General features: G+C 39.8%; 27 protein-coding genes and 1 other annotated feature. All 27 genes read right to left on the bottom strand.

Annotated features, from left to right (window positions below; translation table 11 throughout):
* Positions 1–29 precede the first annotated feature (29 nt).
* Positions 30–293 carry a 30S ribosomal protein S17 gene (rpsQ, locus tag ACFYKT_RS20170; protein WP_389223274.1) on the bottom strand — a complete coding sequence of 88 codons (264 nt, stop codon included), beginning with the start codon at positions 291–293 and terminating at the stop codon, positions 30–32.
* Positions 294–314: 21 nt separating this feature from the next.
* Positions 315–515: a 50S ribosomal protein L29 gene (gene rpmC / locus ACFYKT_RS20165; protein WP_389223271.1), complete on the bottom strand. Its 201-nt coding sequence runs from the start codon at positions 513–515 to the stop codon at positions 315–317.
* Complete coding sequence (gene rplP / locus ACFYKT_RS20160; RefSeq protein WP_053478259.1) at positions 505–939, bottom strand: 50S ribosomal protein L16; 435 nt, start codon at positions 937–939, stop codon at positions 505–507. Before rplP ends, rpmC begins: the two co-directional genes overlap by 11 nt.
* 1 nt (position 940) lies before the next feature.
* Positions 941–1,597, bottom strand: coding sequence for a 30S ribosomal protein S3 (gene rpsC / locus ACFYKT_RS20155; protein ID WP_389223268.1), 657 nt, complete (start codon positions 1,595–1,597; stop codon positions 941–943).
* Positions 1,598–1,600: 3 nt separating this feature from the next.
* Positions 1,601–1,942 carry a 50S ribosomal protein L22 gene (gene rplV, locus ACFYKT_RS20150; protein ID WP_389223265.1) on the bottom strand — a complete coding sequence of 114 codons (342 nt, stop codon included), beginning with the start codon at positions 1,940–1,942 and terminating at the stop codon, positions 1,601–1,603.
* An 18-nt stretch (positions 1,943–1,960) separates the two neighbouring features.
* Positions 1,961–2,239: a 30S ribosomal protein S19 gene (rpsS, locus tag ACFYKT_RS20145; RefSeq protein WP_389223262.1), complete on the bottom strand. Its 279-nt coding sequence runs from the start codon at positions 2,237–2,239 to the stop codon at positions 1,961–1,963.
* A 60-nt stretch (positions 2,240–2,299) separates the two neighbouring features.
* Entirely contained in the window at positions 2,300–3,130 is an 831-nt protein-coding gene (rplB, locus tag ACFYKT_RS20140) for a 50S ribosomal protein L2 (RefSeq protein WP_389223259.1), read from the bottom strand.
* A 29-nt stretch (positions 3,131–3,159) separates the two neighbouring features.
* Entirely contained in the window at positions 3,160–3,444 is a 285-nt protein-coding gene (gene rplW / locus ACFYKT_RS20135; RefSeq protein WP_389223257.1) for a 50S ribosomal protein L23, read from the bottom strand.
* A complete protein-coding gene (gene rplD / locus ACFYKT_RS20130) occupies positions 3,444–4,067 on the bottom strand; it encodes a 50S ribosomal protein L4 (protein ID WP_389223255.1) in 624 nt (207 codons plus the stop codon). Before rplD ends, rplW begins: the two co-directional genes overlap by 1 nt.
* Positions 4,068–4,094: 27 nt before the next feature.
* Positions 4,095–4,721: a 50S ribosomal protein L3 gene (gene rplC, locus ACFYKT_RS20125; RefSeq protein WP_389223252.1), complete on the bottom strand. Its 627-nt coding sequence runs from the start codon at positions 4,719–4,721 to the stop codon at positions 4,095–4,097.
* A gap of 39 nt (positions 4,722–4,760) precedes the next feature.
* The gene (gene rpsJ / locus ACFYKT_RS20120; protein ID WP_009791329.1) at positions 4,761–5,069 is read right to left on the bottom strand and encodes a 30S ribosomal protein S10; all 309 of its coding nucleotides are present in this window, start codon (positions 5,067–5,069) and stop codon (positions 4,761–4,763) included.
* Between the two features lie 435 nt (positions 5,070–5,504).
* Positions 5,505–6,692 carry an elongation factor Tu gene (tuf, locus tag ACFYKT_RS20115; protein ID WP_389223249.1) on the bottom strand — a complete coding sequence of 396 codons (1,188 nt, stop codon included), beginning with the start codon at positions 6,690–6,692 and terminating at the stop codon, positions 5,505–5,507.
* Positions 6,693–6,812: 120 nt separating this feature from the next.
* A complete protein-coding gene (gene fusA / locus ACFYKT_RS20110) occupies positions 6,813–8,891 on the bottom strand; it encodes an elongation factor G (RefSeq protein WP_389223246.1) in 2,079 nt (692 codons plus the stop codon).
* Positions 8,892–8,942: 51 nt separating this feature from the next.
* Positions 8,943–9,413 (bottom strand): 30S ribosomal protein S7, encoded by a 471-nt coding sequence (gene rpsG / locus ACFYKT_RS20105; RefSeq protein WP_389223243.1) that lies wholly within the window; start codon positions 9,411–9,413, stop codon positions 8,943–8,945.
* 43 nt (positions 9,414–9,456) lie between these two features.
* A complete protein-coding gene (gene rpsL / locus ACFYKT_RS20100) occupies positions 9,457–9,879 on the bottom strand; it encodes a 30S ribosomal protein S12 (RefSeq protein WP_389223240.1) in 423 nt (140 codons plus the stop codon).
* 102 nt (positions 9,880–9,981) lie between these two features.
* On the bottom strand, positions 9,982–10,230 hold the full coding sequence (locus ACFYKT_RS20095; protein ID WP_389223237.1) for a 50S ribosomal protein L7ae-like protein: 249 nt from the start codon (positions 10,228–10,230) through the stop codon (positions 9,982–9,984).
* 158 nt (positions 10,231–10,388) lie between these two features.
* Positions 10,389–13,988, bottom strand: a complete 3,600-nt coding sequence (gene rpoC / locus ACFYKT_RS20090; protein WP_389223234.1) for a DNA-directed RNA polymerase subunit beta' — start codon at positions 13,986–13,988, stop codon at positions 10,389–10,391.
* 146 nt (positions 13,989–14,134) lie between these two features.
* The gene (gene rpoB, locus ACFYKT_RS20085) at positions 14,135–17,695 is read right to left on the bottom strand and encodes a DNA-directed RNA polymerase subunit beta (protein WP_389223231.1); all 3,561 of its coding nucleotides are present in this window, start codon (positions 17,693–17,695) and stop codon (positions 14,135–14,137) included.
* A gap of 358 nt (positions 17,696–18,053) precedes the next feature.
* Positions 18,054–18,656 (bottom strand): class I SAM-dependent methyltransferase, encoded by a 603-nt coding sequence (locus tag ACFYKT_RS20080; protein ID WP_389223228.1) that lies wholly within the window; start codon positions 18,654–18,656, stop codon positions 18,054–18,056.
* Between the two features lie 108 nt (positions 18,657–18,764).
* Positions 18,765–19,127 carry a 50S ribosomal protein L7/L12 gene (rplL, locus tag ACFYKT_RS20075; RefSeq protein WP_389223224.1) on the bottom strand — a complete coding sequence of 121 codons (363 nt, stop codon included), beginning with the start codon at positions 19,125–19,127 and terminating at the stop codon, positions 18,765–18,767.
* A gap of 56 nt (positions 19,128–19,183) precedes the next feature.
* A complete protein-coding gene (gene rplJ, locus ACFYKT_RS20070; protein WP_389223221.1) occupies positions 19,184–19,684 on the bottom strand; it encodes a 50S ribosomal protein L10 in 501 nt (166 codons plus the stop codon).
* Between the two features lie 34 nt (positions 19,685–19,718).
* Positions 19,719–19,862, bottom strand: a sequence feature (ribosomal protein L10 leader region).
* Positions 19,863–20,032: 170 nt separating this feature from the next.
* A complete protein-coding gene (rplA, locus tag ACFYKT_RS20065; protein WP_389223218.1) occupies positions 20,033–20,731 on the bottom strand; it encodes a 50S ribosomal protein L1 in 699 nt (232 codons plus the stop codon).
* 155 nt (positions 20,732–20,886) lie between these two features.
* Entirely contained in the window at positions 20,887–21,312 is a 426-nt protein-coding gene (gene rplK / locus ACFYKT_RS20060; RefSeq protein WP_389223215.1) for a 50S ribosomal protein L11, read from the bottom strand.
* A 240-nt stretch (positions 21,313–21,552) separates the two neighbouring features.
* Entirely contained in the window at positions 21,553–22,086 is a 534-nt protein-coding gene (gene nusG, locus ACFYKT_RS20055) for a transcription termination/antitermination protein NusG (RefSeq protein WP_389223212.1), read from the bottom strand.
* A gap of 149 nt (positions 22,087–22,235) precedes the next feature.
* On the bottom strand, positions 22,236–22,418 hold the full coding sequence (secE, locus tag ACFYKT_RS20050) for a preprotein translocase subunit SecE (protein ID WP_066399740.1): 183 nt from the start codon (positions 22,416–22,418) through the stop codon (positions 22,236–22,238).
* A 54-nt stretch (positions 22,419–22,472) separates the two neighbouring features.
* Positions 22,473–22,616 carry a 50S ribosomal protein L33 gene (gene rpmG / locus ACFYKT_RS20045; RefSeq protein ID WP_389223209.1) on the bottom strand — a complete coding sequence of 48 codons (144 nt, stop codon included), beginning with the start codon at positions 22,614–22,616 and terminating at the stop codon, positions 22,473–22,475.
* Positions 22,617–22,728: 112 nt separating this feature from the next.
* Positions 22,729–23,385 (bottom strand): RNA polymerase sporulation sigma factor SigH, encoded by a 657-nt coding sequence (sigH, locus tag ACFYKT_RS20040; RefSeq protein ID WP_389223206.1) that lies wholly within the window; start codon positions 23,383–23,385, stop codon positions 22,729–22,731.
* Positions 23,386–23,444 lie beyond the last annotated feature (59 nt).

Here is a 23,444-nt window from a genome sequence, read left to right as displayed (position 1 = left end):
CCCTTCGGGAAAAACTCCCTACCGAACAATTAGATTATAACTGCTTTTTCTACTACGTCTACAAGACGGAAGCGTTTAGTTGCAGAAAGTGGACGAGTTTCCATGATGCGGACGATATCGCCAGTTTTTGCTAGGTTTTGCTCATCATGAGCCTTAAACTTTTTAGAGTACTTAACGCGTTTACCGTATAAAGCGTGCTTTTTGTAAGTTTCAACAAGGACAGTTACAGTCTTATCCATTTTGTCAGAAACAACACGCCCAGTGTAAACTTTGCGTTGGTTGCGTTCACTCATTGTGCGAACCTCCTCTCAATATCACTTTGTAAAACCAATTTCTCTTTCACGAATAACAGTTTTCATACGAGCAATCGCTTTACGTACTTCACGAATGCGAGCTGTATTTTCAAGTTGTCCAGTCGCCAATTGAAAGCGAAGATTAAATAACTCTTCTTTTAATGATTTGACTTTTTGTTCAATTTCGGCAGTGGTAAGGTCACGAATATCATTAGCTTTCATTTGATTCACCACCAATTTCTTCTCGTTTTACAAACTTACATTTAACAGGAAGTTTGTGTGCTGCAAGACGTAAAGCTTCACGAGCGATCTCTTCAGAAACACCTGCGATTTCAAACATTACTTTACCAGGCTTAACAACTGCTACCCATCCTTCAGGAGCACCCTTACCGGAACCCATTCGGACTTCTAGAGGCTTTGCAGTGTAAGGCTTATGCGGGAATATCTTAATCCAAACTTTACCGCCACGTTTCATGTAACGAGTCATCGCAATACGAGCTGATTCAATTTGACGATTCGTAATCCAAGAAGCTTCAGTAGCTTGCAGGCCGAATTCACCAAATGTTACTTCAGTACCGCCTTTTGCTTGACCGCGCATTTTCCCACGATGTTGACGACGATATTTTACGCGTTTTGGCAATAACATATTATTTGCCTCCTTCCCCAGTTTTCTTCTTCGTAGGAAGGACCTCTCCACGATAGATCCATACTTTTACGCCTAATTTACCGTAAGTTGTATCAGCTTCTGCTGTAGCATAATCGATATCAGCACGAAGAGTATGAAGTGGAACTGTTCCTTCGCTATATGATTCCGAACGAGCGATGTCAGCCCCGCCTAGACGACCAGATACCATTGTTTTGATACCTTTAGCACCAGCGCGCATTGCACGTTGAATCGTTTGTTTTTGAGCACGACGGAAAGATACGCGGTTTTCTAATTGACGAGCAATGTTTTCCGCAACTAATTTCGCATCGATATCAGCTTTTTTGATTTCAAGAATATTGATGTGTACACGTTTGCCAGTAAGTGTGTTAAGTGCTTTACGAAGTGCTTCCACTTCAGTACCACCTTTACCGATAACCATTCCTGGTTTAGCAGTATGAATAGTGATATTTACGCGGTTTGCAGCACGTTCGATCTCCACTTTAGAAACAGAGGCATCATTAAGACGCTTTGTAATGTACTCACGTACTTTAAGGTCCTCGTGTAAAAGATCAGCATAGTCTTTGCCTGCGTACCATTTAGATTCCCAATCACGGATAACTCCGATACGCAAACCGACTGGATTTACTTTTTGACCCACTGATTATCCCTCCTTCTTTTCTGATAAAACGATAGTAATATGACTAGTACGCTTGTTGATTTGGCTTGCACGGCCCATCGCACGAGGACGGAAACGTTTCAATGTCGGTCCTTCGTCAACGAATGCTTGAGCAACTACTAGATTATTAACGTCCATTTCGTAATTGTGCTCAGCGTTAGCTAATGCAGATTTTAAAACCTTCTCTATGATTGGAGAAGCAGCTTTTGGCGTTAAGTTTAAAATCGCTACCGCTTCACCTACTTGCTTTCCTCGAATTAAATCTACGACTAAACGAGCTTTACGAGGAGCAATACGAACTGTTCTTGCAACAGCTTTAGCTTGCATATGAATGCCCTCCTCTCATTAACGTCTTGTTTTCTTATCATCATTGCCATGGCCTTTGTATGCACGAGTTGGAGCAAATTCTCCAAGCTTGTGGCCTACCATGTCTTCAGTGATGTATACAGGCACATGTTTACGACCATCGTAAACTGCAACAGTGTGTCCGATGAATTGCGGGAAGATCGTAGAACGGCGAGACCAAGTTTTTATAACCTGTTTGCCTTCAGTTTCATTTAGCTTTTCGATCTTTGTCATTAAATGTTCATCAACAAAAGGTCCTTTTTTTAAGCTGCGACCCATGATTGAACCTCCCTTCGCGATTGTCCTACGGCTCGGCTATGGAACCGTAGCTCAATCCCGTTATTTTTTGCGACGACGCACAATAAATTTATCTGATTTGTTGTTTTTCTTACGAGTTTTGTATCCAAGGGTTGGTTTGCCCCAAGGAGTCATTGGAGACTTACGTCCAATTGGTGAACGTCCTTCACCACCACCGTGTGGGTGATCGTTAGGGTTCATTACAGAACCACGAACTGTTGGGCGTTTGCCTAACCAGCGTGAACGTCCTGCTTTACCAATGTTGATAAGTTCATGTTGTTCGTTACCAACTTGACCAACTGTAGCGCGGCAAGTAGCAAGGATCATACGAACTTCACCAGAGTTCAAACGAACTAATACGTATTTGCCTTCTTTACCAAGAACTTGTGCAGAAGTACCTGCAGAACGTACTAATTGTCCACCTTTTCCAGGTTTCAATTCAATATTGTGGATAACTGTACCCACTGGAATGTTAGCAAGTGGAAGTGCATTACCCACTTTGATATCTGCTTCAGGTCCAGACATTACTTCCATGCCTACTTCTAAATTCTTAGGAGCTAGGATGTAACGCTTTTCTCCATCAACATAATTAATTAATGCAATATTTGCTGAGCGGTTTGGATCATACTCAATCGTAGCAACGCGTCCTGGAATGCCATCTTTGATACGTTTAAAATCGATTAAACGATATTGACGTTTATGACCGCCGCCTTGATGACGAACTGTTAACTTACCTTGGTTGTTACGGCCGCCTTTACGGTGTAAAGGAGCAAGTAATGACTTTTCTGGTGTGCTAGTTGTAATCTCAGCAAAGTCAGATGAAGTCATATTACGTCGACCATTTGTGGTAGGTTTATACTTTTTAATCGCCATTTCGTTTCCCTCCTTTTCTCGTTAAAGTATTAAGCTTCGAAAAATTCGATTTCTTGGCTGTCAGTTGTTAATTTAACAATTGCCTTACGACGTTTGTTTGTGTATCCACCGAATTTACCCATACGCTTAAATTTACCTTTGTAGTTCATGATGTTAACTTTATCAACTTTTACACCAAAGATCGCTTCAACAGCATCTTTAACTTGAGTTTTATTAGCTCTAACATCTACTTCAAATGTATATTTCTTCTCAGGCATAATATCAGTAGATCTTTCAGTGATTATGGGGCGCTTAATGATATCGCGTGCATCCATTATGCAAGCACCTCCTCTACTTTTTCAACCGCTGCCTTCGTCATGATTAATTTATCATGATTTAGAACATCCAATACGCTAATTCCAGAAGCAGAAACAACTGTTACACCAGGGATGTTACGAGCAGATAATGCTACGTTTTCATCTAGATCAGCTGTAACGATTAATGCTTTTGAATCAACTGAAAGTCCTTTAAGTACACCCTTAAAGTCTTTTGTTTTTGGAGTTTCGAAAGCAAGGCTTTCTAATACTAATACATTTTCCTCTAACACTTTAGAAGATAACGCAGATTTAATAGCTAAGCGACGAACTTTCTTAGGAAGTTTGTAGCTGTAGCTGCGAGGTACTGGTCCAAATACAGTACCACCTCCACGCCATTGTGGAGAACGGATAGAACCTTGACGTGCACGGCCTGTGCCTTTTTGGCGCCATGGCTTACGTCCACCGCCTGCTACTTCAGAGCGAATTTTAGTTTTGTGAGTTCCTTGACGTAAAGAAGCTCTTTGCATAACAACAGCTTCGAATAATACATGGTTGTTAGGCACAATACCAAATACAGTTTCATTAAGTTCGATTTCTCCAACTTTTGATCCAGCTTGGCTGTATAATGCTACTTTCGGCATTCTTTTTTCCTCCTTTCCGACTTATTACTATGCTTTAACCGCACTTTTAATTTTTAACATTGCTTTTTTAGCACCTGGTACATTTCCTTTGATTAATAATAAGTTGCGTTCAACATCAACTTTTACAATTTCAAGGTTTTGTACTGTGATTTGCTCTCCACCCATACGTCCAGGTAATAATTTACCTTTAAATACACGGTTTGGAGCTACAGGACCCATTGAACCGGGGCGACGGTGGTAACGTGAACCGTGAGCCATTGGTCCGCGAGATTGTCCGTGACGCTTAATAGCACCTTGGAAACCTTTACCTTTTGAGATTCCTGTTACATCAACAATCTCACCTGCTGCGAAAATATTAACTTTGACTTCTTGACCAACTTCATATTCTCCTAAATTCACTCCACGTAATTCACGTACGAAGCGCTTAGGAGCAGTGTTAGCTTTTGCAACATGTCCTTGTTCAGGTTTGTTAGAAAGCTTTTCACGCTTATCTTCAAATCCAACTTGGATTGATTCGTAGCCATCTGTTTCAATCGTTTTCTTTTGAAGAACAACGTTTGCAGCAGCTTCTACTACTGTTACCGGGATAAGTTCACCGTTTTCAGCAAACACTTGAGTCATACCAATCTTTCTTCCTAAGATTCCTTTGGTCATTTCAGTCACACCTCCTAATTTATTAGTTCTATTTATTGATTAAAGTTTAATTTCGATATCTACACCAGATGGTAAGTCTAAACGCATTAGCGAATCAACTGTTTGTGGTGTTGGGTTAATGATGTCGATTAGACGTTTATGCGTACGCATTTCGAATTGCTCACGAGAATCTTTGTACTTATGCACCGCACGTAGGATTGTGTAGATTGACTTTTCAGTCGGCAATGGAATCGGACCAGATACAGCCGCACCAGAACGTTTTGCAGTCTCAACAATCTTTTCAGCAGATTGATCAAGAATTCTGTGATCATACGCTTTTAAACGAATACGAATTTTTTGTTTTGCCATTATTTTCCCTCCTTTTCGCCTATTTTCAAATAGACATTCTCAGTGAAAATTTCCCACACACTCGCCATGGCAAAGCGGCCGGGTGTGTCAGCAACCTTTCACATCATCGCAGTCAAAGACCAACATTGCCTATTATACAGAAAACATAAATGAAATGCAACACTTATTAAGTAATTTCTTTTATGCTTAATACACTTTTACTATTATAGCTATTATTCATTTAGTTTTCAATAGAAGGAATAAAAGTCTAAACATTATATTTTATCTTTGTACACTTAGAACTCCGCGAATACTAATTCGTTAGCTGGATTTTTTAACAACAACTTTATATAGAAGAAACTCGGTACTTTTTTGTTTTCTAGAAAATTGACAACAAAAAAAAAAAAAAAAAAAAACAGATGGATCGTCACCCATCTGCTTTTTTATATATAATTATTACTCTTGAATTGAAGCTACAACGCCAGCGCCTACAGTACGTCCACCTTCACGGATAGAGAACTTAGTACCTTCTTCGATAGCAACTGAAGCGATTAGTTCAACAGTCATTTCAATGTTGTCTCCAGGCATAACCATTTCTACGCCTTCAGGAAGGTTACAAATACCAGTTACATCAGTTGTACGGAAGTAGAACTGTGGACGGTAGTTTGTGAAGAATGGAGTGTGACGTCCACCTTCTTCTTTAGAAAGAACATAAACTTCAGCTTTGAACTTTGTGTGTGGGTTGATTGTACCTGGCTTAGCAAGTACTTGACCACGTTGGATATCTTCACGAGCAACCCCACGAAGAAGTGCACCGATATTGTCTCCAGCTTCTGCATAATCAAGAAGCTTACGGAACATTTCAACACCAGTTACAGTTGTTGATTTTGCTTCTTCAGCTAAACCAACGATTTCGATAACATCGCCGACTTTAACTTGTCCACGCTCAACACGGCCTGTAGCAACAGTTCCACGGCCAGTGATTGAGAATACATCCTCAACAGGCATCATGAATGGCTTTTCAGTGTCACGAGTTGGGTTTGGAACATACTCATCAACTGCGTTCATTAGTTCGATGATTTTTTCTTCCCAAGCAGCATCTCCTTCAAGAGCTTTAAGAGCAGATCCTTTAACTACAGGAATATCATCACCAGGGAATTCATATTCTGATAATAGATCACGAATTTCCATTTCTACTAATTCTAGAAGCTCTTCGTCGTCTACCATGTCACATTTGTTCATGAATACAACAAGGTAAGGTACACCTACTTGACGAGAAAGAAGAATGTGCTCACGAGTTTGTGGCATTGGACCATCAGCAGCAGATACTACTAAGATACCGCCGTCCATTTGAGCAGCACCAGTGATCATGTTTTTAACATAGTCAGCGTGTCCTGGGCAGTCAACGTGTGCATAGTGACGGCTAGCAGTTTCGTACTCAACGTGAGAAGTTGAGATTGTGATTCCACGCTCTTTTTCTTCAGGAGCGTTATCGATTTGGTCATATCCGCGTGCTTCACCGCCGCCTGCTTTCGCAAGAACAGTAGTGATTGCAGCTGTTAAAGTTGTTTTACCATGGTCAACGTGTCCGATTGTACCAATGTTAACATGGGGTTTTGAACGGTCAAATTTAGCTTTTGCCATTAGGAAAATCCTCCTTTAAATTATAAAAGTTAAGTATTGGATAAGCCGTGAAAAGAATACTCTCTTCACAGCTGACTAGCCTACAATAGTAGTTATACTTTATAAATAAGGTAAAATCAATTATTCACCTTTATTTTTTTTGATGATTTCTTCTGAAATTGATTTTGGTACTTCTTCATAGTGATCAAAGTGCATTGAGAACACTCCACGTCCTTGTGTGCTAGAACGTAGTGAAGTCGCATATCCAAACATTTCAGAAAGAGGAACCATAGCACGAACAACTTGTGCGTTTCCACGAGCATCCATACCTTCAACACGGCCACGGCGAGAAGTGATATTACCCATAATATCGCCTAAATATTCTTCAGGCATAATTACTTCTACACGCATAACTGGTTCAAGGATAACTGGGCTACATTTTGACGCAGCATTTTTAAGTGCCATAGATGCTGCAATTTTGAAGGCCATTTCTGATGAGTCAACATCATGGTATGAACCATCAAATAGTCTAGCTTTGATATCTACTAATGGATAACCAGCAAGAACACCTCTATCAAGAGCATCTTCTAAACCAGCTTGAACAGCAGGAATATATTCACGAGGAACAACCCCACCGACGATTCCGTTTTCGAATTCGAAGCCTTTACCTTCTTCGTTTGGAGAGAACTCAATCCAAACGTGACCGAATTGTCCACGTCCACCAGATTGACGAGCAAATTTCCCTTCAACTGATGCAGAACCACGGAAAGTTTCACGGTAAGCAACTTGAGGCGCACCTACGTTAGCTTCCACTTTAAATTCACGCTTCATACGGTCTACAAGGATATCAAGGTGAAGTTCTCCCATACCAGCAATGATAATCTGTCCAGTTTCCTGATCAGTATGCGCACGGAATGTTGGATCTTCTTCTTGTAATTTTTGTAGAGCTGTTGTCATCTTATCTTGGTCAGCTTTAGACTTAGGCTCGATAGACAATTGGATAACTGGCTCTGGGAATTCCATTGACTCTAAGATAACAAGATTCTTTTCGTCACATAAGCTATCTCCAGTTGTTGTATCTTTAAGGCCTACAGCTGCAGCGATATCACCAGCGAATACTGTTGGAATCTCTTCACGAGAGTTAGCGTGCATTTGTAGGATACGACCTACACGTTCACGTTTACCCTTAGTTGAGTTTTGTACATATGAACCTGAGTTCAATGTTCCAGAGTATACACGGAAGAATGTCAACTTACCAACATAAGGATCCGTCATAACTTTGAATGCTAGAGCAGCAAATGGCTCTTCATCATCTGAATGACGCTCAACTACTTCATCACTATCAGGAAGTGTACCTTTAATTGCTGGTACATCTAATGGTGATGGAAGGTAATCGATAACTGCATCAAGCATTTTTTGAACACCTTTGTTTTTAAATGCAGAACCACAGATTACTGGGTAGAATTCAACATTAACAGTACCTTTACGAATCGCCGCTTTCAGCTCATCTACAGTGATTTCTTCACCGCCAAGATATTTCTCCATTAATTCTTCATCAAGTTCAGCTACCGCTTCAACTAACTTTTCACGGTACTCTTCAGCTTGCTCCATGTATTCTGCAGGGATTTCAACTTCTTTAATATCTGTACCTAAGTCGTTACCATAAAGTGTAGCTTTCATTTCGATAAGGTCAATAATACCTTCGAAATTATCCTCAGCACCAATTGGTAGCTGAATTGCAGCTGCATTTGCTTGTAGACGATCATGTAGAGTTTTTAAAGAATATATGAAATCTGCACCAAGTTTGTCCATTTTATTAACGAATACAACACGTGGTACTCCATATGTTGTAGCTTGACGCCAAACTGTTTCTGTTTGAGGCTCAACACCAGATTGAGCATCAAGAACAGCTACAGCACCATCAAGTACACGAAGAGAACGTTCAACTTCAACTGTGAAGTCTACGTGTCCCGGTGTATCAATAATATTTACACGATGGCCATTCCATTGAGCAGTTGTTGCAGCAGAAGTGATTGTGATACCACGCTCTTGCTCTTGCTCCATCCAGTCCATTTGAGAAGCACCTTCGTGCGTTTCACCAATTTTATGGATTTTACCAGTGTAATAAAGTACACGCTCCGTTGTTGTTGTCTTACCGGCATCAATATGAGCCATGATACCGATATTACGAGTGTTTTTCAAGGAGAACTCTCTTGCCATTGGGTCTTTCTCCTTCCTAGTATGAGTGTTATTTGAATTAAATTACTAATCTTACCAGCGGTAGTGAGCAAATGCTTTGTTTGCTTCTGCCATTTTGTGTGTATCTTCACGTTTCTTAACAGATGCACCAGTGTTATTAGCAGCATCTAGGATTTCATTAGCTAAACGCTCTTCCATCGTTTTTTCTCCGCGAAGACGAGCGTAATTTACTAACCAGCGAAGACCAAGAGTTGTACGACGATCAGGACGCACCTCAACTGGTACTTGGTAGTTTGCTCCACCTACACGGCGTGCTCTTACTTCAAGTACAGGCATGATGTTCTTAAGTGCTTGATCAAATACTTCAATTGGCTCTTTGCCAGAACGCTGACCAATAATATCAAATGCAGAATATAAAATAGCTTGTGATTTACCTCTTTTACCGTCAATCATCATTTTGTTGATTAGACGACTAACAAGCTTTGAATTGTAAATCGGATCCGGCAATACGTCTCTTTTTGCTACAGGACCTTTACGTGGCATATTATTTCCTCCTTTCGGAAATTATCTTCATTAATTTTTTTGATTATTTCTTAGGTGCTTTTGGTCTCTTCGCACCGTATTTAGAACGGCTTTGCATACGGTTTGCAACACCAGCTGTATCTAGTGCTCCACGTACGATATGATAACGTACCCCCGGTAAATCCTTTACACGTCCGCCACGGATTAATACAACACTGTGTTCTTGCAGGTTGTGTCCGATACCAGGAATGTATGCATTTACCTCAATTCCGTTAGATAAACGAACACGTGCATATTTACGTAATGCTGAGTTCGGTTTTTTCGGAGTCATTGTACCAACACGAGTACATACACCGCGTTTTTGAGGTGAAGATACGTTAGTTTGTGCTTTTTTGAAGCTGTTATAGCCTTTGTTTAGTGCAGGTGATTTTGACTTATCCTCTTTTGTTTTACGAGGTTTACGCACTAATTGATTAATAGTAGGCATGTAATTGTCCTCCCTTCATTTTTGTTAAGCCCACACATCCAGGTGGTTCATTTTGTTGCAAAAAACAAAGCTCTTGCAGAACTATATCCACAAAAACAGTTTTTAATTAATTATTGCAATAGCTGCCGCACCTACTTCTATACCGCACGCTTTTCCAAGTTTCTTCATGGAATCAACATACAAGATAGGAACTTCGACTTCTTTAGCTGCGTTTGCCACTTTTGCGATAACCTTATGGTCTGCATCCTTGGCAATAACAACTTTATTTACCGTTCCTAGTTTCAGAGCTTTCACCGTTTGCTTTGTTCCTATTATAATGCATTTAGCCTGCAATACTTTTTCATAAGACATATTATGATATCCTCCAAAGTATTCGGTTAATAGGAGCACCTTTGCTATATTAACACCTTCACTTTCAGATGTCAACAATCATTCTGATTTTTTTCAGCAGAATGCAAATAATTGATGGTGCTAACTGAACAAGTCAGCTAGCACCAATTAATGTTGTTCTATTCCGCTGTAACCGTCTCTGCAGCTGCTTCCTCATTTGTATATGGTTCAGCACGTCTATAACGCTGCATACCCGTTCCAGCAGGAACCAGTTTTCCTATAATTACATTTTCCTTTAAGCCCAATAGCTCATCACGTTTTCCTTTAATAGCTGCATCAGTAAGGACTCTTGTCGTTTCCTGGAATGATGCTGCTGATAAGAAGGAATCCGTTTCAAGTGATGCTTTTGTAATACCAAGTAACACTGGACGGCCGGTTGCAGGTAACTTTCCAGAAAGAAGCGCTTTTTCATTCGCATCTGTAAATTGATGTATATCCAGTAATGTTCCTGGCAATACATCCGTTTCTGCTGCATCGATTACACGAACTTTACGAAGCATTTGACGTACCATTACTTCAACGTGCTTGTCGCCAATTTCTACCCCTTGCATGCGGTAAACTTTTTGCACTTCACGCAATAAGTATTCTTGTACAGCAGTCACATCTTTTACTCTAATTAATTCTTTTGGATCGATTGAACCCTCTGTTAATTCCTGTCCTCGTTCTACATGGTCGTTTACAGCTACTTTGAGTCTTGATGTATATGGTGCGGTATACGTACGTGATTCGATTTCACCTTGGACAACAATTTCTTGTTGTCTGTCACGGCCTTCGTTTATACCAACCACTACACCTTCGATTTCAGTAATAACGGCAACACCTTTAGGGTTACGCGCTTCAAATATTTCCTGAATACGCGGTAAACCTTGTGTAATATCGTCTCCGGCTACTCCACCTGTATGGAATGTACGCATCGTTAACTGTGTTCCTGGCTCACCAATTGATTGTGCAGCAATGATACCAACTGCTTCTCCTACTTCAACCTCTTGACCAGTTGCAAGGTTACGTCCGTAACATTTTTTACATACACCATGACGTGTATTACAAGTGAATGCTGATCGAATCCATACTTGTTCAATATTAGCTTTTGTTACTGCTTCAGCAAGATCTTCTGTTATTAGACCATTTTCAGGAATAATCACATCGTTTGTTTCAGGATGTCTGATTGCTTTTCTAGCATAACGTCCAATTAGACGTTCTTCTAGTGTTTCAATCACCTCAGTACCATCCTTTAACGAACTAATTAGAAGCCCGCGATCTGTTCCACAATCATCTTCGCGAATGATGACATCCTGTGCCACATCTACAAGACGACGAGTCAAGTAACCTGAGTCAGCTGTTTTTAACGCTGTATCCGCAAGACCTTTACGAGCACCGTGAGTAGAGATAAAGTACTCTAATACTGTTAAACCTTCACGGAAACTTGATTTGATCGGTAATTCAATGATACGTCCAGCCGGGTTGGCCATCAGTCCACGCATACCAGCTAACTGAGTAAAGTTAGATGCGTTACCACGGGCACCTGAATCACTCATCATGAAAATTGGGTTGGCTCTATCAAGAGATTTCATTAGCTTTTCTTGAATAACATCCTTCGCTGCACTCCAGATTGAAATAACACGATCATATCGCTCATCTTCAGTAATAAGACCTCGTCTGAATTGCTTCATAACGTTATCAACCTTATTCTGAGCATCCGAAATAATTTGGTCCTTTTCACCAAGTACAACGATATCAGCTACACCAACTGTAATACCAGCTTTAGTAGAGTATTTAAATCCTAGGTCTTTCATGCGGTCAAGCATTTTCGATGTTTCAGTAATCTTAAATCGCTTGAATACTTCCGCAATAATATTTCCAAGGATTTTCTTCTTAAATGGATCTACAATTGGCATTTCTTTAATAATAGAAGGAATATCTGAACCTCGTTCAACAAAATACTTTTTAGGCGTTTCTACTTCAAGATTCCGTCTTGTAGGTTCATTAATATACGAGAATGATTCTGGTAAAATTTCATTAAAGATCAATTTCCCGACTGTTGTTATTAAAAATTTGTTATTCTCTTCTTCTGTAAATGTAGGATTGTTCAATGATCCTGCGTGAACAGCAACCCGCGTATGCAAATGGACATATCCATTTTGATAAGCAAGTATAGCTTCGCTAGAATCTTTAAAAATCATTCCTTCACCAACAGCCCCTGCTCTCTCCATCGTTAAGTAGTAGTTACCTAATACCATATCCTGAGAAGGCGTAACAACTGGTTTTCCGTCTTTCGGATTCAAGATATTCTGTGCTGCTAGCATCAACAATCTTGCTTCTGCTTGCGCTTCAGATGAAAGAGGAACGTGAACAGCCATTTGGTCACCATCGAAATCCGCATTATATGCAGTACATACTAGCGGGTGAAGTCGAATGGCACGACCTTCAACTAACGTTGGTTCAAATGCTTGAATACCTAATCTATGAAGTGTCGGTGCACGGTTAAGAAGAACCGGATGCTCCTTAATGACACTTTCTAGTACATCCCATACTTCTGGCTGTACTCTTTCAATTTTTCGTTTAGCCGATTTTATATTATGTGATAATCCCTTTTCAACCAATTCCTTCATTACGAATGGTTTGAATAGCTCTAAAGCCATTTCCTTAGGAAGTCCACACTGATACATTTTTAAATTGGGTCCAACAACAATAACGGAACGGCCAGAGTAGTCAACACGCTTCCCTAAAAGGTTTTGACGGAAACGACCTTGTTTACCTTTTAACATATGGGAAAGTGATTTTAACGGACGATTCCCTGGGCCTGTTACTGGACGTCCACGACGTCCATTATCAATAAGTGAATCAACAGCCTCTTGCAGCATGCGCTTTTCATTTTGAACAATAATACTTGGCGCACCAAGATCTAATAAACGCTTTAAACGATTATTTCTGTTAATCACTCGACGATATAGATCATTAAGGTCAGAAGTTGCAAAACGGCCACCATCCAACTGAACCATCGGACGTAATTCTGGTGGAATAACCGGTAGAACATCTAGAATCATCCAAGATGGTTCATTTCCTGAACCACGGAATGCCTCTAGTACTTCTAAACGTTTAATCGCACGAGTTCTTCGCTGACCTTGTGCAGTTCTTAATTCTTCTTTTAAGATATCGACTTCTTTGTCAAGATCAATGTCTGAAAGAAGCTTTTTGATAGACTCCGCACCCATTGAGGCTTGAAACTTATTACCGTATTTTTCACGGTATGCACGGAATTCCTTTTCGGAAAGCAATTGTTTTTTCTCAAGTGCTGTATCACCTGGTTCTGTCACTACATAAGAGGCAAAATAGATAACTTCTTCAAGTGCACGTGGAGACATATCAAGAACAAGTCCCATACGACTTGGGATACCTTTAAAATACCAGATATGAGAAACTGGAGCTGCAAGTTCAATATGCCCCATTCTTTCTCGACGGACCTTTGCACGCGTTACTTCAACGCCACATCGATCACAAACGACTCCTTTATAACGAACTCGCTTGTATTTACCGCAATGACATTCCCAGTCCTTTGTAGGTCCGAAAATACGCTCACAGAATAAACCGTCTTTTTCAGGTTTTAATGTACGATAGTTAATTGTTTCAGGTTTTTTCACTTCACCGTGTGACCATGAACGGATCTTATCTGGTGAAGCTAGACCGATTTTCATATACTCAAAATTGTTTACATCTAGCAAGGGGCCTACCTCCCTTTTGATCTCCGGGCTTTTCCCTTATTGCCCATATGTAGCAACTTGGGTGTAACTTTATTAATCTTTAACCTCCACATGACTGGCAAGTGAAGGTTAAAGGTTAGAAAACATATGATACGTTTTCTTTAAAGTTATTCCTTAGTAACAACTTGTTCTTGTTCAACTTTTTGCGGTTCTGGAGCAATTGCTAAAGATTCAGCTTGCTGAACCTCTTCGTCATCCTCTGTATCGCGCATTTCAATTTCTTCTTCATCACCGGAAAGAATTTTTACATCCATTCCTAAACTTTGAAGTTCTTTAATTAATACTTTAAACGACTCAGGTACACCAGGTTCTGGAACGTTTTCACCTTTAACAATTGATTCATATGTTTTCACACGTCCGACAACATCGTCCGATTTAACAGTAAGAATCTCTTGTAATGTGTAAGCAGCACCATAAGCTTCAAGTGCCCAAACCTCCATCTCACCGAAACGCTGTCCACCAAATTGAGCTTTACCACCCAATGGCTGCTGTGTAACAAGTGAGTATGGTCCAGTTGAACGAGCATGAAGTTTGTCATCAACCATATGTGCCAGCTTGATCATATACATAACCCCTACTGATACACGGTTATCAAACGGTTCTCCTGAACGTCCATCATACAGAACGGTTTTCGCATCACGTGCCATTCCTGCTTCTTCAATTGTTGCCCATACGTCTTCTTCATTCGCACCATCGAATACTGGCGAAGCTACATGAATACCTAACGCTCTAGCTGCCATCCCAAGGTGAAGCTCAAGCACCTGTCCGATATTCATACGAGATGGTACCCCTAATGGGTTTAACATGATGTCAACAGGTGTTCCATCTGGCATATAAGGCATATCTTCTTCCGGTAAGATCCGTGAGATAACCCCTTTATTACCATGTCGGCCCGCCATCTTATCGCCTTCAGAGATTTTACGCTTTTGAACGATATAAACACGTACTAGTTGATTTACTCCTGGTGGGAGTTCATCTCCATCTTCTCTGTTAAAGACTTTTACATCTAAGACAATACCGCCACCACCGTGAGGAACACGAAGTGAAGTATCACGTACCTCACGTGCTTTTTCACCAAAGATAGCATGAAGGAGTCTTTCTTCAGCCGTTAATTCTGTTACTCCCTTAGGTGTAACTTTACCTACTAATAGATCTCCATCTTTCACTTCAGCACCCGTACGGATAATTCCACGCTCATCTAAATTACGCAGGGCATCTTCCCCAACATTCGGAATGTCACGTGTAATCTCTTCCGGTCCAAGCTTTGTATCGCGTGACTCTGACTCATACTCTTCAATATGAATCGAAGTATATACATCATCTTTAACAAGGCGCTCACTCATGATGATCGCATCCTCGTAGTTATAGCCATCCCATGTCATAAAGGCTACTAACACGTTACGGCCAAGAGCTAATTCACCAAGCTCCATTGACGGTCCGTCAGCAAGAATTTCACCTTTTGTTACATGATTGCCAACTGCGACAATTGGACGCTGATTATAGCAAGTTCCCTGATTAGATCGGATAAACTTCAGTAATTTATACTTATCAAGATTGCCCTTTACTTCTTGGCCATCTACTGTACTGATTCTGCGAACCCATACTTCACGGGCTTCTACATGCTCAACGATACCTTCATGTTTGCAGATAACAGCAGCACCTGAATCTTTTCCTGATACATATTCCATCCCAGTTCCAACTCGAGGGGCTTCCGGCTGCATCAATGGCACAGCCTGACGTTGCATGTTCGCTCCCATTAGTGCACGGTTGGAGTCATCGTTTTCAAGGAAAGGAATACATGCTGTTGCAGCTGAAACAACTTGCTTAGGTGATACATCCATATAATCAATTCGATCTCGATTGACTACTACGTTCTCATCTCTGAAACGAGCAACAACATCTTCATCTAAGAATGAACCATCTTCACCAAGACGGGCATTCGCCTGTGCAACAACATAATTATCTTGTTCATCAGCTGTCAGATAATCAATTCGGCTTGTTACCTTACCTGTTTCTGGATCGATACGACGATAAGGCGTTTCAATGAAACCAAATCGGTTCACTTTAGCAAATGATGATAAAGAGTTAATTAACCCGATGTTCGGTCCCTCTGGCGTCTCAATCGGACACATCCGCCCATAGTGGGAGTAGTGAACGTCACGAACTTCAAATCCTGCGCGCTCACGCGTTAATCCACCTGGTCCTAATGCAGATAAACGGCGTTTATGCGTCAATTCTGCAAGCGGGTTTGTTTGATCCATGAATTGTGATAATTGAGAGCTTCCAAAGAACTCTTTTATAGAAGCAATAACCGGACGAATATTTATCAGCTGCTGTGGAGTTATTGTGTTCGTATCCTGAATGGACATTCTTTCACGAACCACACGCTCCATTCTCGATAAACCAATTCGGAATTGGTTCTGCAAAAGTTCACCAACTGAACGAAGACGTCTATTTCCAAGATGATCAATATCATCTGTGTCGCCAACTGAATGAAGCAAATTAAAGAAGTAACTAATGGAAGCAATAATATCTGAAGGTGAAATATTTTTCACAGCTTCTTCAACATAAGCATTGCCGAGTACATTAATAACCTTTTCGCCATCTTCATTCGGAGCATAAATTTTAATTGATTGAAGTGTAATATCTTCCTCTAACACTCCACCAACAAGACTCACAGTCTTAAAGCCAATATTTTTCTCTAAGTTTGGAATAATACGGTCTAACGTACGGCGATCAAGGGTAATTCCCTTTTCCGCAATAATTTCACCTGTTTCTGGATCCACTAATGTTTCAGCTAGACGCTGGCCAAACAAACGATTTTTAATATGCAGCTTTTTATTTATTTTATATCTACCAACATTCGCTAGATCATAGCGTTTTGGATCAAAGAATCTTGAAACTAACAAACTCTTTGCATTCTCTACTGTAGGTGGTTCACCCGGACGAAGACGTTCGTAAATTTCTAATAACGCCTTGTCTGTGCCTTCAGTATTGTCTTTTTCAAGAGTATTGCGAATATACTCGTTATCTCCAATCAAATCGATGATTTCTTGATCAGAACCGAACCCAAGTGCACGCAAAAGAACCGTAACGGGCAGTTTCCGAGTACGATCTATTCTCACGTATACGACATCCTTGGCATCTGTTTCATACTCTAGCCAAGCGCCGCGGTTCGGGATTACAGTTGCAGTAAAGCCTTTTTTCCCGTTTTTATCTAGTTTTCCACTAAAGTATACACTTGGAGAACGAACCAGCTGTGATACAATAACACGCTCTGCTCCATTAATCACAAATGTACCTGTTTCTGTCATAAGCGGGAAGTCACCCATAAAGACATCCTGGTCTTTAACTTCGCCTGTTTCTTTGTTTACAAGACGCACTTTCACACGTAAAGGTGCAGAATATGTAACATCTCTTTCTTTCGATTCCGGAACGGAATATTTTGGTTCGCCAAGGCTGTAATCAATAAATTCAAGCGACAAATTACCAGTAAAGTCTTCAATCGGAGAAATGTCATGGAACATTTCACGTAAACCCTCATCAAGAAACCATTGATAAGAAGAGGTTTGGATTTCGATTAGATTTGGTAATTCTAAAACTTCACTGATTCGTGCGTAACTTCTACGTTGGCGGTGTCGTCCATACTGAACTAGTTGACCTGTCAACTGATTCACCCCTCAAATCAAGCGTTATTTAAAGAAAAGCGAAGCAACAACTTAACCACTTTCGCCAAACACATTAAACCCTTATAGAAAGGTGTTTCCCCTTTCTTTAGAGGAATAACCTGTATTCTCGAAAAAGTAGGTGCTGGTGCTATACAAATTCCATTAAAGAACTTGTCACTTTTCAATTAGACAAAAAGAAAAAGGGTTTTTAACTAAAAAACCACATTTTCACATTACGACATTTATTTTGTTAGTATTCCCATTATAACCATTTTTATACAACTCTTGTGTATTTTAGTAGTTAATCGGAACATATTATGTTGGCATTTTATAATGCTACCATACACAAAAAGTCAAGTCAATCTTTTTTTGCTTTTATAATGAAGTAACCTTTTTTCTTTATAACTACTTCTACCTCACTATATAACTCAGAAATTTTCTCAATTGCTGAAGGCGCCCCTTGCTTTTTTTGAATAACTACCCAAAGTTCCCCATTCGGGAGTAAACATTCAAAACTTTGTTCAAAAATATCATGGACTACCTTTTTACCAGCACGGATTGGCGGGTTCGTTAATATCGCTGCAAACTTATTGCCCTTCACTTTTTCTAAGCGGTCACTTTCATAAATGCAAACATTTTCAATTCCATTTAACTCTGCATTCTCTCGAGCAAGAGATAGCGCCCGATCATTCACATCAACCATATGAACAAATCGATCTTTCATCTGCTTCGCAGCTGACAATCCAATCGGTCCATATCCACAGCCGACATCTAGAATATTCCCTTCAATAATCGGCATTTCAAACGTCTCTATTAATAATCTAGAGCCAAAATCAACTTCCTTTTTCGAAAAAACTCCGTTATCCGTCTTAAAACGGAAAGGCAGATTATTAAGAGTGAAGTTCCAGTACTTCGGATCACTTTCAACCTTTTGCATTTTGGAGTAGTAGTGTTCAGTCAAGACAAAATCACCTCCAACGGAGAATAGATTTATAAAAAAAAAGAGTGGGTTAGATAAATTACTGGGTCAAAAAAAGCCCGCTATACAGCGGGCTTTTCAATATCTATATTACTTAACTTCAACGCCAGCTCCAACTTCTTCAAGTTTAGCTTTGATTTCTTCAGCTTCTTCTTTAGAAACGCCTTCTTTAACTGGCTTTGGAGTGTTATCAACAAGTTCTTTCGCTTCTTTAAGTCCAAGACCTGTGATTTCACGAACAGCTTTGATAACTTTGATTTTTTGGTCGCCTGCAGAAGCAAGTACAACGTCAAATTCAGTTTGTTCTTCAACAGCGCCAGCAGCAGCTCCGCCCATAACAGCTACAGGAGCTGCAGCAGTTACACCAAACTCTTCTTCGATTGCTTTTACTAAGTCGTTTAATTCTAAAACAGTCATAGATTTAACTGCTTCAATGATTTGTTCTTTAGTCATGATAAATTTCCTCCTTATATTTGGTTTGAATCTATTAGTTTATCGCTAATTTTAACTTACGCGCCTTGTTCTTCTTTTTGATCTGCAACAGCTTTTGCAGCAAGAGCAAGATTGCGAATTGGTGCTTGAAGAACGCTGAGTAGCATAGAAAGTAAACCTTCGCGAGACGGTAGTTCCGCAAGAGCTTTTACATCTTCTGCTGTTGCAACATTTCCTTCAATTACACCTGCTTTAATTTCAAGCGCTTCATGCTTTTTCGCAAAATCATTAATGATTTTTGCTGGAGCAACTACATCTTCTGCACTGAATGCGATTGCGTTAGGACCTGTTAACACTTCGTTTAATCCTGCAAGCTCTGCAGACTCAGCTGCACGGCGTGTCATTGAATTCTTGTATACTTTGAATTCTACACCAGCTTCACGAAGTTGTTTACGAAGTTCAGTCACTTGCGCAACAGTAAGACCACGATAATCAACAACAACCGTTGATGCACTTGCTTTAAATTTATCAGCAATTTCTACTACGATTTGTTTCTTTTGTTCGATAGCACTGCTCATCTTTACACCTCCTGTAGAATTTCTACATTTAGACCGTTTCAATAAAAAAACTCCACAGCTTTTGCAGACATGGAGGAAGTATACAATAGTTGATAAGTTGATTAACTCTATCGTAATACCTCGGTAGGAAATTAAGCTTATAGGCACCTACTGTCTACGGTAAAAATGTTATTTTATTTTAACAACAAAATACATATTACTAAATATATATTTGTTTGTCAATTGTTATTGTTATCCAGCTTTAGCACTTAGCCCATCAAAGCATAAATCAAATTACTTTAGAAATTAGAATTTCTTTCATATTTGCCTTATGCTTTTCAGGGCTAATCAAAGTGCTTTAAAGCATTATTATTTTACTGTTACAGTTGATGGGTCTACTTTTACGCCAGGTCCCATAGTTGAAGTAACAGAAACGTTCTTCATATATGTTCCTTTTGCAGCAGCAGGCTTAACTTTTAGCATTGTATCGAAAATTGTGTTGAAGTTCTCAACAAGCTTTTCGCTTTCGAAAGATACTTTACCGATTGGTACGTGGATGTTTCCAGCTTTATCAACACGGTATTCTACTTTACCTGCTTTAATTTCGTTAATCGCCTTTTCTACGTCAAAAGTAACTGTTCCTGTTTTAGGGTTTGGCATTAAGCCTTTAGGTCCTAAAACACGTCCAAGTTTACCAACTTCACCCATCATATCAGGTGTAGCAACGATTACATCAAAATCAAACCAACCTTGTTGGATTTTGTTAATGTAATCAGCATCCCCAACGAAATCTGCTCCAGCAGCTTCTGCTTCTTTTGCTTTTTCGCCTTTAGCAAATACAAGAACGCGCTGTGTTTTACCAGTTCCGTTCGGAAGCACAACTGCTCCACGGATTTGTTGGTCAGCTTTCTTAGGGTCTACACCTAAACGAAATGCTACTTCAACAGTTGCATCAAATTTAGTGAAATTCGTTTTTTTCGCAAGTTCGATTGCTTCTCCAATTGGGTAAGCTTTCATGCGATCTACAAGCTTAGAAGCTTCAATAAACTTTTTACCTTTTTTAGCCATTTTTATTTCCTCCTTGATTTGTGGTTTTAGCGGAATAACCTCCCACGTAACAAAAGCATTAGCGCAATATACGCTACATACTATCGCTAGACGTACAAAAGGTTGCGTGTGAAACCAAATTCAGCGACGCAACCCCGTTGAGCAGCATACATGGATTAGTCTTCGATAACGATACCCATGCTGCGTGCAGTACCTTCAACCATACGCATTGCAGCTTCTACGCTAGCAGCGTTTAGATCAGGCATTTTTGTTTCAGCAATCTCGCGTACCTTGTCACGCTTGACTGTTGCTACTTTATTACGGTTTGGTTCACCAGAACCAGACTGGATTCCAGCTGCTACTTTCAAAAGAACGGCAGCAGGAGGAGTTTTCGTAATAAATGTAAATGAACGGTCTTCAAAAACCGTAATTTCAACAGGAATGATTAAGCCAGCTTGTTCTGCTGTACGAGCGTTAAATTCCTTACAGAATCCCATGATGTTAACACCGGCTTGACCTAGTGCAGGACCAACTGGCGGCGCAGGGTTTGCTTTACCTGCTGGAATTTGTAATTTAACAAGTTTGATTACTTTTTTAGCCACGAGACACACCTCCTTAAAGTCCGTGATGTGGTAATAGGGAAATTCCCTCCCACTCAACTTATAGTCTTTATATAAAGATAAAGAACTCTATCATTTGTCTAGTCTCTTATTTGAGACATACTGACCTTTGAAATGTTACCACTTTTTAAAGATGATTTCAAGTTTTTTTGAAATAAGAAAGGATAACTTTTTACAATTAGAGAAATGTCCTATGATAACACTAGGGCTGCTGTGAGTTTTTTACAATTTTTCGATCTGTGAAAAATCAAGCTCAACTGGTGTATCACGGCCGAACATATTAACAAGAACTTTGATCTTCGCCTTATCTTTATCAATATCTTCAATAGATCCTGTGAAGTTTGCGAATGGACCTTCTTTCACTTGAACCATCTCTCCAAGTTCAAAATCAATGTCTACTCGTCTCTCTTCTACACCCATGCGCTTCAAGATTACATTGACCTCTTCCGGCAATAATGGGGTTGGCTTTGAGCCAGAGCCAGCAGAGCCGACAAATCCAGTTACACCTGGTGTATTTCGGACTACGTACCAAGAATCATCTGTCATAACGATTTCAACCAGGACATAGCCAGGGAACACTTTACGCTTTACAACTTTCTTTTTGCCATTTTTGAAATCCGTTTCTTCTTCTTCTGGTACAATAACGCGGAAGATTTTATCTTGCATCGCCATCGTCTCAACACGCTTCTCCAAGTTAGCCTTTACTTTATTTTCATAACCTGAATAAGTATGAACAACATACCAATTTTTTTCCATTCAAGAGGACTCGTTCGTCCTTCCCTCCCTGTATTAATAAATTTTAGGGTGTTAATTGTAGAGTATTTTTAACCAAATGAAAAAACCCGTTTCCGGGCTTCACAAATGTTTCCTCTGTTATTCTCCATTATACCATGGACTTACAGGGGTTATTCAAGAATAATACGAATCAGTTCAGAAATACCTAGATCAATTACGGCAAAGAAAACTGTAAAGAAGACAACGGTTGCAAGAACTGTCACAGTATAGCTTGTCAACTCTTTACGCTTAGGCCAGCTGACCTTTCTCATTTCACGGCCAACGTCACGGAAAAACTTCAAGATGCGTTGCATATCCAAACCCCCAACTTCCAAGAGAAATATCCTAATTTAATCTATCTATAGTCCTTACTTTGTTTCACGATGAGTCGTATGGCTATTGCATGTCTTACAGAATTTCTTAAGTTCTACACGCTCTGTTTCTTTATTACTCATTGTTGAATAATTTCTAGAACCACACTCTTTACATGCTAGTACTACTTTCTTCCTCATTGATTCCACCTACTAAATACATCTACGTCCTTAAAACTTTACCATGGACAATAATTGATGTCAATAACAGCGAAATATGGAAGAAAGAGTAGAATCCACTTCCATAACTGCCTTATAGTGTGATTTCTCGAACCTCTAAATATCGTTCAAGTTTTCGTTTCACCCGTTGAAGGGCATTATCAATTGACTTGACATGACGATTCAGTTCTTCTGAAATTTCCTGATAGGATTGCCCATCCAAATACAGCGCAAGTACTTTTCTTTCTAAATCACTCAGAAGCTCAGCCATCTTCACCTCAATATGATCGAATTCTTCCTGATTGATAATTAACTCTTCGGGATCCATGACTTTCGCCCCCGAAATGACATCCATCAATGTCCGGTCTGATTCTTCATCATAAATCGGTTTGTCCAATGATACATAGGAATTTAACGGAATATGCTTCTGCCGAGTTGCCGTTTTAATAGCAGTAATAATTTGCCTTGTAATACAAAGCTCAGCAAAAGCTTTGAAGGAGGAAAGCTTGTCCCCTTTGAAATCACGGATTGCCTTGTATAAACCAATCATTCCCTCTTGGACAATATCTTCTTTATCTGCACCAATCAAAAAATAGGATCTTGCTTTTGCGCGAACGAAATTACGATACTTATGAATTAAATAGTCTAACGCTTCACTTTCGCCCTTATGGACTAAATCAACCAATTCTTCATCTTCAAGCTGTAAAAACTCTAAATTATTATCGTCGATTGACTTTAAGTCAGTATCCAATCAGATCCCCCCGACCGTACAAACATAGATAAAACTAGTATACAGTAGGCTTTTTTCCA

The sequence above is a fragment of the Cytobacillus mangrovibacter genome (assembly GCF_042865275.1).
Taxonomy (GTDB): Bacteria; Bacillota; Bacilli; order Bacillales; family Cytobacillaceae; genus Cytobacillus; species Cytobacillus mangrovibacter.
Note: the sequence above shows the minus strand (reverse complement) of the source record. Positions and strands in the feature narration are given on the sequence as shown.